Raw genomic sequence first — 12,942 nt, forward strand, 5'->3', positions numbered from 1 at the left:
GCTGTGTAATCACAATAATAAAGGGGCACACCAGTGACCACGCCAGACAACGGCTTTGCCGAGATCACCCACCGCGAACTGGGCCTGCGGCGCCAGCTCACTTCCGGCCAGATGAGCATGATCGCCATCGGTGGCGCCATTGGCACCGGGCTGTTCATGGGCAGCGCCTATGCCATCGGCTATGCCGGGCCGAGCGTGCTGGTGAGCTACGCCATCGGCGCGCTGATCACCTTGTTGCTGATGGGCTGCCTGGCGGAGATGACGGTGGCCCATTCCACCTCCGGCTCCTTTGGCGCCTATGCCGAGTTCTACATCAGCCCACTGGCCGGCTTCCTGGTGCGTTATGCCTACTGGGCGGCGATTGTGCTGGCCGTAGGTGCCGAGGTCACGGCGGTGGCGATGTACATGAAGTACTGGTTTGCCAACGTGCCGGAGTGGGTGTGGATCGTGTCGTTTTCCAGCGTGCTGATCCTGCTCAATGCCATCAGCGTAAAGACCTTCGGTAACTTCGAATACTGGTTCTCGACGATCAAGATCAGTGCCATCGTCGGTTTCATCATCCTTGCGGTGTATGTGGTGTTCGGCTCCGGCAACCCGGACTACGGCGTGCAGAACTACACGGCCCACGACGGGTTTTTCCCCCATGGCTTGAGCGGCATGTGGATCGCGGTGATCGTGTCGATCTTCAGCTACCTCAGCGTCGAGATGATCGCCGTGGCCGCCGGTGAAGCCGCCGATCCGGAACAGGCGGTGAAGAAAGCCTTTCGCGCCACCATTGTGCGCCTGGTGGTGTTCTACCTGCTGACCCTGGCGCTGATGCTCGCCATCGTGCCGTGGAACCAGGCGGGCCAGACCCAGAGCCCATTCGTTACGGTGATGCAGACCATCGGCATTCCTGGTGCCACCGGGGTGATGAACTTCGTGATCCTGATCGCGGCGCTGTCGGCGATGAACAGCCAGCTCTACATCACCACGCGCATGATGTTCAGCCTGTCTCGTGCAGGCTTTGCGCCCAAGGCCATGGGCGCCTTGAGCAAGAACGGCATCCCGCTCAATGCCCTGTTGCTGTCCAGCTCGGGCATCGCCCTGGCGACCTTGCTTAACGTGGTGTACCCGGAAAGCTCGTTCACCCTGATGATGGCGATCTCGATGTTCGGCGCGATCTTCACCTGGTTCATGATCTTCCTCACACACCTGTTCTTCCGCCGCTACCGTAAGCGCCATGGCGGGGCGAAGTTGTCCTTCCAGCTGCGCCTGTTTCCCTACACTACGTTGCTGGGGCTGGTGCTGATGGGAGCGGTGATGATCACCACTTATTTCACCGAGGCGTTCAAGATGACCCTGGTGTTTGGCGTGCCGTTCCTGCTGATACTGTCGGCGGTGTATTACGGGTTTTTCCGCAAGGGCAGGGCCAAGGCATCGAACAAAGCCCTGGCGTAACCCGGCAGTTGTTCGAAGTCGCGTGCGCATAACAGCAGCTTACGACAGGCCCAGGTTTCGCGCAGAGGCTGGACCTTGAAACGGCGCTCCGACGGCCAGCGATCCAAGGCGGCCTGAGGCACGATGCCCAGGCCGGCGCCGCCGGCGACCATGCGAATCAAGCCATCAAAACCGTCGGCACGGATGCGGGTTTGCAGGCGAAAGCCTGCGTGCAATGCCTGCTCCTCCAGATACACCGCCAGCGCACTGTTGGCCGCCAAGCCTACGTAGTCGTACTGCAAGCTGTCGATGAAGCTGGCTGTGGTCAGCGGATGGTCAAGGGGCACGATGAGCACCAACGGATCATCGCGAAACGGCAAGGTTTGCAAGCCGTGGGTGTCCACCGCATCAGAAATAATCCCCAGGTCGGCCGTGCCCTGGCGCAAGGCTTGGGTGATGCGCAGGCTGGGCAGTTCTTGCAGGTCGATATCGAGGTTGGGGTGTTCACGCAGAAAGCCGGCGAGCAGTTCAGGCAGGTATTCGCTGAGGGCGGTGGTGTTGCACAGCAGGCGGACCTGGCCTTTGACGCCATTGGCGTATTCGGCCAGGTCCTGTCGCAGGTGTTCGGCCTGTTGCAGCAGTAGGCGAGCGTGCCGGGCCAAGGCTTTGCCCGCAGGGGTTGGGGTGACGCCACGGCGGCCACGGTCGAGAAACGCGATGCCCAGTGAAGACTCCATCGCCCGGATGCGTGCGCTGGCGGCAGCCAGGGACAAATGACTGCGAGCCGCGCCGGCGGTGATATTGCCGGTATCGAGGATGTGCAGGTAGAGGCGCAGGTCGATCAGATCAAAGTGCATGGCATCAGCCTCAGGCAAATCAAGAGTCAGGGTCAGTATATGGCGAATTTTCGAACCCGGCGAAAGCTCCCACAATGATGCTCATGAATACCTTCCTCTCGTTCTATCAAAACCTTGGTACTGTCTTGACGCTGCTGGTGATCGGCACCTTCCTGCTGGCCGGCACGGTCAAGGGCATCATTGGCCTGGGCCTGCCCACCGTGGCCATGGGCATGCTCGGCCTGGCTATGTTGCCGGCGCAGGCTGCGGCGTTGCTGATCATTCCTTCGACAGTGACCAACCTCTGGCAACTGGCGTTTGGCGGCCATTTGAGCGCCTTGGTCAAACGCTTGTGGCCGATGCTGTTGTTGATTTTCCTCGGCACCGGGCTTGGCAGTGTGTGGCTGGGCATGGGTGGCGGGCCTTGGGTGGTGCGTGGGTTGGGTGCGGCGTTGCTGGTGTATGCGTTGAGCGGACTGTTCCTGCCGGCATTGCGGGTAGACCCGGCCACCGAACGTTGGCTGGGGCCGCTGTGCGGCGCCGTCACTGGCCTTATCACCTCGGCGACCGGCGTGTTCGTGATTCCCGCTGTGCCCTACCTGCAAGCCTTGGGTTTGAATCGCGATCAGTTGGTGCAGGCACTGGGCCTGTCGTTCAGCGTATCGACCCTGGCGCTCGCCGCAGGTCTGGCGTGGCGGGGCACCTTGGGCGGCGGTGAGATCAGTGCTTCAATGTTGGCACTGCTGCCGGCGCTGCTAGGCATGTGGCTGGGCCAGGCGCTGCGCCAGCGCATCAGCGCAGTGTTATTCAAGCGCGTTTTCTTTATCGGCATGGCGCTGTTGGGGGGCCACCTGTTGATCAGTGGCTGAGTCGCCAACCGCTCGGTGTAAGCTGCGCTGAACCGATTACGAGGAGCGCCTGTGAAAGCCCGGTCCGATGAGCTACAGATTTTCGTCAGCGTGATTGAGTGCGGTTCGATTTCCGCCGCGGCGGAGCAGGTCGGACAGACCCCTTCGGCGGTCAGCCGCACCTTGTCGCGCCTGGAGGCCAAGCTCGACACCACCTTGATCAACCGCACCACCCGGCGCATGGACCTGACCGAAGAGGGCAAGTACTTCTTCGAGCAGGCCAAGGTGATCCTGGCACAGATGGATGAGCTGGAAGAGCGCCTGTCGTCGCGCCAGAAAAAACCGGCCGGCCGCCTGCGTATCAACGCTGCCGTGCCGTTTATGCTGCATGGGATCGTGCCGTACATCGCCGAATTTCGTAGCCTCTACCCGGAAATCCAGCTGGAGCTCAACAGCGACGACCTGATCATCGACCTGCTGGAGCAAAGCACCGACATCGCCATTCGTATCGGCGCCCTGGCCGATTCGACCCTGCATGCGCGTTTCCTGGGTTCGACCCCGCTGCATATCCTTGCCAGCCCCGACTACCTCAAGCAGTACGGGACGCCGGCGACGGTAGCCGAACTGGCCGATCACACGCTGCTTGGCTTCACCCACACTGAAACCCTCAATCACTGGCCGCTGCGCCATGTGGACGGTGATCGCTGGCTGATCCAGCCCGGTGTCAGCGCCTCCAGTGGCGAAACTGTGCGGCAATTAGCGCTGGAGGGGCAGGGCATTTGTTGTCTGTCGAACTTCATGACTATCGACGACATCGACACCGGGCGCCTGGTGCCGATGTTGGAGGCGTTCAACAGCGGTTATCGCCAGCCGATCCATGCGGTGTTCTACCGCAACTCGCAATTGGCGCTGCGCATCCAGTGTTTCCTGGATTTTATTCAGACCAAACTGGCGCGGTATGCCCGCTGATTCGTGATCTGCACGCAAGAGTGAATTGGGCGATACGGGCTTATTCGGCTGGGAGGGGTGCTTGATACTGGCTCCATCATTTACCCAGTCAGGAGCAACCTCCATGAACGTATTCGTTACCGGCGCCGCAGGGTTTATCGGCGGTTCCATCGCCACCGGCCTGGCCAAGGCCGGCCACCACGTCACCGGCCTGGTGCGTAGCGCCGAGCAAGCCGCCGAGATGACTGCCCTGGGCATCACCCCGGTGATCGGAACCCTTGACGACGCCGCCGTGTTGACCGAGCAGGCGCACAAGGCCGATGCAGTGATCAATGCCGCCAGCAGCGACCATCGCGCCGCCGTGGAAACCCTGCTGGCCGCCTTGAAAGGCTCGAACAAGCCGTTGCTGCACACCAGCGGCTCGAGCATTGTCGGCGATGCGTCGGGCGGTAAGGCCAGCGATGTCATCTACTTCGAAGACAACCTGCCGGAGCCGACCGTCGACAAGGCCGCACGCGTGGCGATCGACAACCTGATCCTCGCGGCCGCCAGCGACGGCGTCAATTCGGCGGTGATTTGCAACACCCTGATCTACGGCCACAGCCTGGGCGTGAAGCGTGACAGCGTGCAATTGCCGCGCTTGCTCAAGCAGGCGCGCAAAAGTGGTGTGGTGCGTCATGTAGGCCCGGGGCAGAACATCTGGTCCAACGTACATATCGAAGACGTGGTGGCCCTGTACCTGCTGGCGCTGACCAAAAACGTGCCGGGTACGTTCTACTTTGTGGAAAGCGGCGAAGCAGCGTTTATCGACATGACCACGGCCATTGCCCAAGCGCTGAACCTGGGCGAGCCGCAGGATTGGCCATTGGCCGAGGCTGAGGCCGAATGGGGCTATGAAATGGCGAACTACGGGCTGGGTTCCAACAGCCGGGTGCGTGGCAAGCATGCCCGTGAGTTGTTGGGCTGGTTGCCGAAGCGTACGTCGGTGGTGGAGTGGATTCGCGACGAAATGGTGTGATGTTCGCTTGAGACCCAGGTGCTGCTATCGGGAGCAAGCCCCCTCCCACATTTGACCGAATTCCAACTTTGGAATGCATTCAAGTGTGGGAGGGGGCTTGCTCCCGATTGAGGCGACTCGGTCTTCGAGGCTAGCCCCACCCGCCGCAATTCCGTACCATTCCCCGCCTTATCCCCGCATCTCCCTGGTACTCCATGAACCTCACCCGTCTGCGCGCCGATGCCCTGGCCGGCCTCACTACGTCTTTCGCGCTGCTGCCAGAATGCATCGCCTTTGCCCTGGTAGCCCATCTCAACCCGCTGATGGGGCTCTACGGCGCCTTTATCATCTGCACCCTGACTGCGTTGTTCGGCGGTCGCCCGGGCATGGTTTCGGGCGCGGCCGGTTCGATGGCGGTGGTGATCGTCGCGCTGGTGGTGCAACACGGGGTGGAGTATCTGCTGGCGACGGTGCTGCTGGGCGGGCTGATCATGGTCGCATTCGGCCTGCTGCGCCTGGGCAAGCTGGTGCGCATGGTGCCGCACTCGGTGATGCTCGGTTTCGTCAACGGCCTGGCGATCATCATTGCGCTGGCGCAACTGGAGCATTTCAAGAGCGGCGAACACTGGCTCAGTGGCACGCCGTTGTATGTGATGACCGCCCTGGTGGTGGTGACCATGGCGATTGTCTACCTGTTGCCACGCCTGACCCGTGCCGTGCCCCCCGCGCTGGTGGCGATCCTGGGGGTTGGCCTGGCGGTCTACCTGCTTGGCCTGCCGACCCGCACCTTGGGCGATATGGCGCATATCGCCGGCGGCTTGCCAACCTTCGCCCTGCCGCAGATCCCATGGACCCTGGAAACCCTCGGCATCATCGCGCCCTACGCGTTCCTGATGGCGATGGTTGGCCTGTTGGAAACCCTGCTGACCCTCAACCTCACCGATGAAATTACCGAGACCCGTGGCTACCCCGACCGCGAAAGCGTGGCCCTGGGCGCAGCGAACATGGTCTCGGGCCTGTTCGGTGGCATGGGTGGTTGCGCGATGATCGGGCAAACCGTTATCAACCTCAGCTCCGGCGGGCGCGGGCGTTTCTCCGGGGTGTTTGCCGGGGTGATGATCCTGTTGTTCATTCTGTTTCTATCACCGCTGATCGAACGAATTCCGCTGGCGGCGCTGGTGGGCGTGATGTTTGTGGTGTCGCAGCAGACCTTCGCCTGGGCGTCGCTGCGGGTGATCAACAAGGTGCCGCTCAATGACGTACTGGTGATCATGGCGGTGACGATCATCACGGTGTTCACCGACCTGGCCACCGCGGTGTTGTGCGGTATCGTCATCGCGGCGCTGAACTTCGCCTGGCAGCAGGCGCGGGAGCTGTACGCGGATGAACATCTGGAAGCTGACGGCAGCAAGCTTTACCGCCTGCATGGCACCTTGTTCTTTGCCTCGACCACGCCGTTCCTGAATCAATTCGACCCGGCCAACGACCCGGCCCAGGTGACGCTGGATTGCCGTCACCTGAGCTTTGTCGACTATTCGGCGATTGCCGCGCTGATGACCCTGCGTGAACGCTACTCCAAGGCCGGCAAGCACCTGCGGGTGCTGCATTTATCCGAGCGCTGCAAGAAACTGCTCAAGCGTGCGAAGGTTCACCACGACTGATATTAAGGCCCGACCAGGTCTTCGAGTTCCTGGGCGCGGGTCTGGGTCATGTCCAGCACGCAGCCGGAACCGTTGACCTGATCGATAGTGCCGCCGGTGGCACTGCCAGCGAAGGCGCAATTGGCATCGCGGTACTTGATCCACAGGCGCTGCACATCTTGCAGTTGCTGCTTGCGCGCGCCGTCCTGGGCGGCGATAGCGGTCTTGTAGGCACGGTTCAGGCGTTCGTCCTGCACCTTGGTTTGCTTGGCGTTGCAGTTGACCATGTCCGCCGTGGTGTTGGCGCTGTCCATGCATTTCTTCAATGCGGCATTGTCTGCGGCAAAAGCGCTGCCGCACAGGGACAGAAGCAGGGTGCTGGCGGCGATTGTGGTGCGAATCATGAGCGGTTTCCTGAACAGAGTGGAGGCGCATTCTATGACTCGAGGGCGGCGCTTGAGTTTCCGACATCCTCTGATCTTCATGTAAGAACCCACCCCGAATTTTCATGGGCTGGCGCTGGACATATCCCCAAGCGACAGCGCTTATCTGTGGGCGAAAATTACTTTCATAAAAATTGAAAATATCCCTCGGTAATGATTTATGAGTTTCACAACCAATTCGACGTGACCCTTTCCGAGGAGTACCGCATGGCCGCATCACCGGGCTTCGGGCTACTGGCATACGCTGCCATTGCCATCATTGCATTGATCGTGCTGATTGCACGTTACCGACTCAACCCGTTTATTGTCATCACCCTGGTATCCATCGGCCTGGCGCTGATGGCCGGCATGCCGGCCGATACCATCATGGGTTCGTACGAGGCGGGCGTGGGTAAAACCCTGGGGCATATCGCCCTGGTGGTGGCGCTGGGCACCATGCTCGGCAAGATGATGGCCGAGTCCGGTGGCGCCGAGCAGGTGGCCCGCACGCTGATCAACCGCTTCGGTGAGCGCAATGCCCACTGGGCGATGGTGTGCATTGCATTCTTGGTGGGGCTGCCGCTGTTTTTCGAGGTTGGGTTTGTGCTGCTGGTGCCGATTGCCTTTACCGTGGCGCGGCGCGTGGGGGTGTCGATCCTGATGGTCGGCCTGCCGATGGTCGCCGGCCTGTCGGTGGTGCACGCGCTGGTGCCGCCGCACCCGGCGGCGATGATGGCGGTGCTGGCCTACAACGCTTCGGTCGGGCAGACAGTGCTGTATGCGATTTTGATCGGTATCCCCACGGCGATCATCGCCGGTCCGGTCTATGCCAAGTTCATCGTACCGCATATTCACCTGCCGGCGGAAAACCCGTTGGAGCGCCAGTTCATCGAGCGCGAACCGCGTACACGCCTGCCCAGCTTCGCGTTGACCATGGGCACCATCCTGTTGCCGGTGGTGCTGATGATGATCGGTGGTTGGGCTAACGTGATTTCCACCCCAGGCACTGGCTTCAACCAGTTCCTGCTGTTTATCGGCAACTCGGTGATCGCCCTGCTGGTGGCAACCCTGGTGAGCTTCTGGACCCTGGGCCTGGCCCAGGGCTTCAACCGTGAGTCGATTCTCAAGTTCACCAACGAATGCCTCGCGCCGACGGCCAGTATCACCTTGCTGGTGGGCGCGGGCGGCGGGTTGAACCGCATCCTGGTGGACGCCGGGGTGACCAACGAAATTCTCGGCCTGGCCCATGCGTTCCACCTGTCGCCGCTGGTGATGGGCTGGCTGTTCGCCGCCCTGATGCGTATCGCCACCGGCTCGGCTACGGTGGCCATGACCACGGCGTCTGGCGTAGTCGCCCCCGTCGCCCTGGGCTTGGGTTATCCACACCCTGAATTGCTGGTATTGGCGACCGGCGCGGGTTCGGTGATCTTTTCACACGTTAATGACGGCGGCTTCTGGCTGATCAAGGAATACTTCAATATGACGGTGATCCAGACCTTCAAGACCTGGACCGTGCTGGAGACCCTGATTTCGCTGGTCGCCTTCGGTCTCACCTACGGCCTGTCACTGGTTTTATAAGCCTCATCCTGTAACCCGGAGCCCCCATGGACATCCTTTACCAGATCCGCGCCCGCCAGGACTCTTTCAGCGCCGGCGAAGGGCGTATCGCCAAGCTGATGCTTGAGGATGTGGGCTTTGCCGCCTCGGCCAGCCTGGAAGCATTGTCCCAGCGGGCCGAGGTCAGTACCGCCACCTTGTCACGCTTTGCCCGTAGCGTCGGCTGCCGCGACTTGCGCGATTTGCGCCTGCAACTGGCCCAGGCCAGTGGTGTGGGCAGCCGCTTTTTGGACCCTGCGGGGTTGCCGGAACAATCGGCGTTTCATCGGCAGATCCTCGGCGATATCGAGGCGACGCTGCGTCAGCACCTGTCGGGGTTCAATCAACCCAGTTTCGTTGATGCGGTCAATCTATTGGGCAAGGCGCGGATGATCCATGCATTCGGCATGGGCGGCCCGTCGAGCCTGTGCAGTGATGAATTGCAGGTACGCCTGGTGCGGCTGGGCTACTCGATTGCCGCCAGCCATGACCCGGTGATGATGCGGGTCACGGCGGCCACCCTGGGACCGGAGCACGCATTGATCGTCTGCTCCCTCACTGGACTGACCCCCGAGTTATTGGAGGTGGTAAAGCTGGCACGCAGCTACGACGCCCGCATCGTCGCCATCACGCTCGCCGATTCGCCTCTGGCGCAGTTGGCGGATGTGTTGCTGCCGCTGCAACCGGCGGAAACCAGTTTTATCTACAAACCCACCGCAGCCCGCTACGGCATGCTGCTGGCCATCGACCTGCTCGCCACCGAGCTGGCGCTGGCCCTGCCGGATGAAAACCAGGAGCGCCTGCGCCGGATCAAACTGGCCCTGGACGATTACCGCGGCGGCCCTGACAGCCTGCCGCTTGGAGACTGATATGAAGTACGACACGCTGATACGCCAGGCGCTGATCATCGATGGCAGCAACACCCCGGGCTATCTCGCCGATGTGGGATTGCATCAAGGGCGTATCAAGGCTATTGGCGACTTGTCCACAGCCGAGGCCGAGCATGTTATCGAGGCCCATGGTCGCGTATTGGCACCGGGTTTTGTCGACGTGCACACCCACGATGACACCGTGGTGATCCGACAGCCGCAGATGCTGCCCAAGCTCAGCCAGGGCGTGACCACGGTGATTGTCGGCAACTGTGGCATCAGTGCCTCGCCGGTGAGTTTACGCGGTGCCCCGCCAGACCCGATGAACTTGCTGGGCGGCCGTGAGGCGTTCTGCTATCCGCGGTTCAGCGACTATCGCAACGCCGTGGAGGGCGCCCATCCGGCGGTAAACGTCGCCGCGTTGATCGGCCACACGGCGTTGCGCAGCAATCATATGGATGACCTGCACCGCACTGCCACGCCCGGTGAAATCACGGCGATGCGTATACAACTGCAAGAGAGCCTGGAAGCTGGCGCCCTGGGCTTATCCACAGGCCTGGCCTACGCCAGCGCGTTCAATGCCGAGACCGATGAAGTGTTGCAGCTCACCGAAGAGTTGACGGCCTACGGCGCGGTGTACACCACCCACTTGCGCAGCGAATTCGAGCCGGTACTGGAGGCGATGAACGAGGCGTTTCTGATCGGCCGCCATGCCAAGGTGCCGGTGATTATTTCCCATCTTAAATGCGCCGGTGCCGGTAACTGGGGGCGTAGCCCGCAGTTGTTGGCGTCCCTGGAAGCCGCGGCGAAAGACCATCCGGTAGGCTGTGATTGCTATCCCTATGCTGCCAGCTCCTCGACCCTGGACCTCAAGCAGGTGACCGACGCGTTTCGCATCACCATCACCTGGTCGACGCCGCACCCCGAAATGGGTGGGCGGGATCTGCAGGCTATCGCTGCCGAGTGGGGCGTTTCGCTAATGGACGCTGCCCGTCGCCTGCAACCGGCGGGAGCGGTGTACTACGGGATGGACGAAGAAGATGTGCGGCGCATCCTCGCCCATCCGTTGTCGATGGTGGGCTCCGATGGTTTGCCCGAAGACCCGTTCCCCCACCCGCGCTTGTGGGGCGCATTTCCACGGGTGCTGGGGCACTTCAGCCGCGATGTCGGCTTGTTCCCGTTGCACACGGCGGTGCACAAGATGACTGGTCTGTCGGCAGCGCGCTTTGGCTTATCCGAGCGTGGCGAAATCCGCGAAGGGTACTGGGCCGACCTGGTGTTGTTCGACCCGTTGCGGGTGCGTGATGTGGCAGATTTCAACACACCGCAACGTGCAGCGGAAGGGATCGACGGTGTGTGGGTTAACGGCGTACTGAGCTACAGCAAGGGGCAGGCCAACGGCCAGCGGCCAGGGCGATTCCTGGCGCGCAGTGGGGATTTGCGTGGCGGCTTTTCGTCTTTATAGTGGGCGTTCTCATACACGGAGCGGTCGCCATGCACTTAGGAAAAGTCACCCCCATCCTGCGGATTTTCGACGAGACCAAAGCGTTGGAATTCTACGTCGACTTCCTGGGGTTCAAGGTCGATTGGCAGCATCGGTTCGAGGCGAATTTCCCGTTGTACCTGCAAGTGTCGCTGGGTGAGTGCGTGTTGCATTTGTCCGAGCACCATGGCGATGCTTCGCCGGGCGCGGCGGTGCGGATCCAGGCGCAAAGGGTGGATGCGTACCAGCAGCAATTGCTCGGCAAGGATTACCGCTATGCCAAGCCTGGGGTCGAGGAAACGCCTTGGGGATCGCGGGAAATGAGCATCCGGGATCCATTCGGGAATCGCTTGGTGTTTGTCGAGGACAGCGAGGGCTAAGTGGCAAATGGCAGGCAATAAAAAACCGCCTTGATAGGGCGGTTTTTTTTTGCAAACCCAGTTAGTGGCTGGGGTTGCGGCTTCTCAGGAAGCGTTGACCCACTGCGTTGATACTAATGTGAGTTACTGGATCGCGCAAGGCTTGACGAGGGTCGGTGGTTTTATTCGTCTATCTTATTTAGAGCCAATTTTGGCGGTAAAAAATTGCAATAAATGATCTAGTTTCGACAGCTCGTTTATCTTCGTCCGTCACACCTTTGATCGGAATATTGGTTAGTATCACCCCCGTTCCAAGTATGTCGTTTTGTGGTGGCTGGGTATGCGCGCGGAATTATGGACCGAACGCCACGGGCTAGTAATCCGTGCCGGATTTCATGCGGGAGGAACCAGAGCCCGGCCGCCTCACAGGAAGCGTTGACCCGCGTCCAAAGGCCCACATGTTCCGGTAAGTGCGCTGGAGGTAAGGCCCAACTCACGGAGGGCCGAGTATGTCTAAGTTTGCACGACGTACATGGAACCTCGTAGTGAACTGCCTGCGTGCGTATCACGTATGGAAGTTCCTGCGGGACAGCTTCGATGACCGTTAAGGTCTGAGAGGTGGAGCCGCCTCGGTCTAGATCGAGGCGGCTTTTTGGTGTCTACACCCGGAAATGACTGACCATCTGCTGCAACTGGCTACCCAGCCGTGCCAGTTCCACACTCGACTTCGCCGTCTCGTCACTGGCCGTCGCCGTCTGCTCAGACACATCCCGCACATTCACGATACTGCGGCTGATCTCTTCCGCTACGGCGCTCTGCTGCTCGGCGGCCGCGGCAATCTGCTGGTTCATCGACTGGATATTCGACACCGTACGGGTGATGTTTTCCAGTGACACGCCGGCCTTGCGCGTCAGTTCGACACTGCTGTCGGTGAGGCTGCGGCTGTTGTTCATCACGTTGGCTACTTGCTGGGTGCCGTTCTGCAAGCCGGCCACCAGGCCTTCGATTTCTTCGGTGGATTTCTGCGTGCGCTGGGCCAGGCCACGCACTTCGTCGGCGACAACGGCAAAGCCACGGCCGGCTTCACCGGCACGCGCCGCTTCAATGGCGGCGTTGAGGGCCAGCAGGTTGGTTTGTTCGGCCACTGCCTTGATCACGTCCATCACGCTGCCGATCTTGTTGCTCTCTTGCTGCAGGTGCGTCATGGCGTCGGTGGAGCGTGCCACTTCGGCGGCCAGGCGTTCGATCTGGGCGATGGCTTCGGCCACCACCTTGTCGCCTTCACGGGCCTGGCCGTCGGCGTCGGAAGCCGCCTGGGAAGCCTGCTCGGCGTTGCGCGCGACCTCCTGCACGGTGGCGGTCATTTCATGCATGGCGGTGGCGACCTGATCGGTCTCGATCTTCTGGCTGTTCACACCGGCGCTGGTCTGTTCGGTCACGGCCGACAGTTCTTCGGCGGCGCTGGCGATCTGAGTCACGCCATCGCGAATGCCGCTGATCAGTTCACGCAGGGTCGTGCCCATGC

12 protein-coding genes are annotated in these 12,942 nt (G+C 61.2%); 9 read left to right on the forward strand and 3 right to left on the reverse strand.

All coding sequences use genetic code 11. The features are described 5' to 3' along the window. The first annotated feature begins 33 nt into the window (after nt 1-33). Nucleotides 34-1,440 (forward strand): amino acid permease, encoded by a 1,407-nt coding sequence (locus ASD70_RS06240; protein ID WP_046069504.1) that lies wholly within the window; start codon nt 34-36, stop codon nt 1,438-1,440. On the opposite strand, the gene ASD70_RS06245 is transcribed toward ASD70_RS06240, so the two are convergent. Then, nucleotides 1,386-2,276 (reverse strand): LysR substrate-binding domain-containing protein, encoded by an 891-nt coding sequence (locus ASD70_RS06245; RefSeq protein WP_056845993.1) that lies wholly within the window; start codon nt 2,274-2,276, stop codon nt 1,386-1,388. The genes ASD70_RS06240 and ASD70_RS06245 overlap by 55 nt on opposite strands. Nucleotides 2,277-2,359: 83 nt before the next feature. On the opposite strand from ASD70_RS06245, the gene ASD70_RS06250 reads away from it, so the two are divergent. The 4 genes from ASD70_RS06250 to ASD70_RS06265 all read left to right on the forward strand — a co-directional run bounded on the left by ASD70_RS06250 (nt 2,360) and on the right by ASD70_RS06265 (nt 6,709). Continuing rightward, nucleotides 2,360-3,124, forward strand: a complete 765-nt coding sequence (locus ASD70_RS06250) for a sulfite exporter TauE/SafE family protein (RefSeq protein ID WP_056845994.1) — start codon at nt 2,360-2,362, stop codon at nt 3,122-3,124. Nucleotides 3,125-3,175: 51 nt separating this feature from the next. Continuing rightward, on the forward strand, nt 3,176-4,072 hold the full coding sequence (locus ASD70_RS06255; protein ID WP_046069503.1) for a LysR family transcriptional regulator: 897 nt from the start codon (nt 3,176-3,178) through the stop codon (nt 4,070-4,072). A 103-nt stretch (nt 4,073-4,175) separates the two neighbouring features. Beyond that, a complete protein-coding gene (locus ASD70_RS06260; protein WP_056845957.1) occupies nt 4,176-5,069 on the forward strand; it encodes an NAD-dependent epimerase/dehydratase family protein in 894 nt (297 codons plus the stop codon). A 194-nt stretch (nt 5,070-5,263) separates the two neighbouring features. After that, complete coding sequence (locus ASD70_RS06265; RefSeq protein WP_046069501.1) at nt 5,264-6,709, forward strand: SulP family inorganic anion transporter; 1,446 nt, start codon at nt 5,264-5,266, stop codon at nt 6,707-6,709. Between the two features lie 2 nt (nt 6,710-6,711). Here ASD70_RS06265 and ASD70_RS06270 read toward each other — a convergent pair whose 3' ends face one another. Next, the gene (locus ASD70_RS06270; RefSeq protein WP_046069500.1) at nt 6,712-7,092 is read right to left on the reverse strand and encodes a lysozyme inhibitor LprI family protein; all 381 of its coding nucleotides are present in this window, start codon (nt 7,090-7,092) and stop codon (nt 6,712-6,714) included. 246 nt (nt 7,093-7,338) lie between these two features. Here ASD70_RS06270 and ASD70_RS06275 point away from each other — a divergent pair, with 246 nt between their 5' ends. From ASD70_RS06275 to ASD70_RS06290, 4 genes are read left to right on the forward strand one after another with little or no spacing between them, the layout of a single operon-like run. Beyond that, entirely contained in the window at nt 7,339-8,688 is a 1,350-nt protein-coding gene (locus tag ASD70_RS06275; protein ID WP_068967798.1) for a GntT/GntP/DsdX family permease, read from the forward strand. 26 nt (nt 8,689-8,714) lie between these two features. Then, nucleotides 8,715-9,575, forward strand: a complete 861-nt coding sequence (locus tag ASD70_RS06280; protein ID WP_046069498.1) for a MurR/RpiR family transcriptional regulator — start codon at nt 8,715-8,717, stop codon at nt 9,573-9,575. A gap of 1 nt (nt 9,576) precedes the next feature. Further along, a complete protein-coding gene (locus ASD70_RS06285) occupies nt 9,577-11,040 on the forward strand; it encodes an N-acyl-D-amino-acid deacylase family protein (RefSeq protein ID WP_056845959.1) in 1,464 nt (487 codons plus the stop codon). Between the two features lie 29 nt (nt 11,041-11,069). Then, entirely contained in the window at nt 11,070-11,438 is a 369-nt protein-coding gene (locus tag ASD70_RS06290; protein WP_032879523.1) for a glyoxalase superfamily protein, read from the forward strand. A gap of 638 nt (nt 11,439-12,076) precedes the next feature. Here ASD70_RS06290 and ASD70_RS29915 read toward each other — a convergent pair. Next, the gene (locus tag ASD70_RS29915) at nt 12,077-12,940 is read right to left on the reverse strand and encodes a methyl-accepting chemotaxis protein (protein ID WP_371851119.1); all 864 of its coding nucleotides are present in this window, start codon (nt 12,938-12,940) and stop codon (nt 12,077-12,079) included. Nucleotides 12,941-12,942 lie beyond the last annotated feature (2 nt).

The organism is Pseudomonas sp. Root569 (assembly GCF_001427465.1).
GTDB classification, from domain to species: domain Bacteria; phylum Pseudomonadota; class Gammaproteobacteria; order Pseudomonadales; family Pseudomonadaceae; genus Aquipseudomonas; species Aquipseudomonas synxantha.

Excerpts from the sequence above, each read along its gene's own strand:
- ASD70_RS06280 (WP_046069498.1), top strand. The coding sequence starts at position 8,715 with ATGGACATCCTTTACCAGATCCGCGCCCGCCAGGACTCTTTCAGCGCC.
- ASD70_RS06290 (WP_032879523.1), top strand. The coding sequence starts at position 11,070 with ATGCACTTAGGAAAAGTCACCCCCATCCTGCGGATTTTCGACGAGACC.
- ASD70_RS06265 (WP_046069501.1), top strand. The coding sequence starts at position 5,264 with ATGAACCTCACCCGTCTGCGCGCCGATGCCCTGGCCGGCCTCACTACG.
- ASD70_RS06285 (WP_056845959.1), top strand. The coding sequence starts at position 9,577 with ATGAAGTACGACACGCTGATACGCCAGGCGCTGATCATCGATGGCAGC.
- ASD70_RS06275 (WP_068967798.1), top strand. The coding sequence starts at position 7,339 with ATGGCCGCATCACCGGGCTTCGGGCTACTGGCATACGCTGCCATTGCC.
- ASD70_RS29915 (WP_371851119.1), bottom strand. The coding sequence starts at position 12,940 with ATGGGCACGACCCTGCGTGAACTGATCAGCGGCATTCGCGATGGCGTG.
- ASD70_RS06250 (WP_056845994.1), top strand. The coding sequence starts at position 2,360 with ATGAATACCTTCCTCTCGTTCTATCAAAACCTTGGTACTGTCTTGACG.
- ASD70_RS06260 (WP_056845957.1), top strand. The coding sequence starts at position 4,176 with ATGAACGTATTCGTTACCGGCGCCGCAGGGTTTATCGGCGGTTCCATC.
- ASD70_RS06245 (WP_056845993.1), bottom strand. The coding sequence starts at position 2,276 with ATGCACTTTGATCTGATCGACCTGCGCCTCTACCTGCACATCCTCGAT.
- ASD70_RS06270 (WP_046069500.1), bottom strand. The coding sequence starts at position 7,092 with ATGATTCGCACCACAATCGCCGCCAGCACCCTGCTTCTGTCCCTGTGC.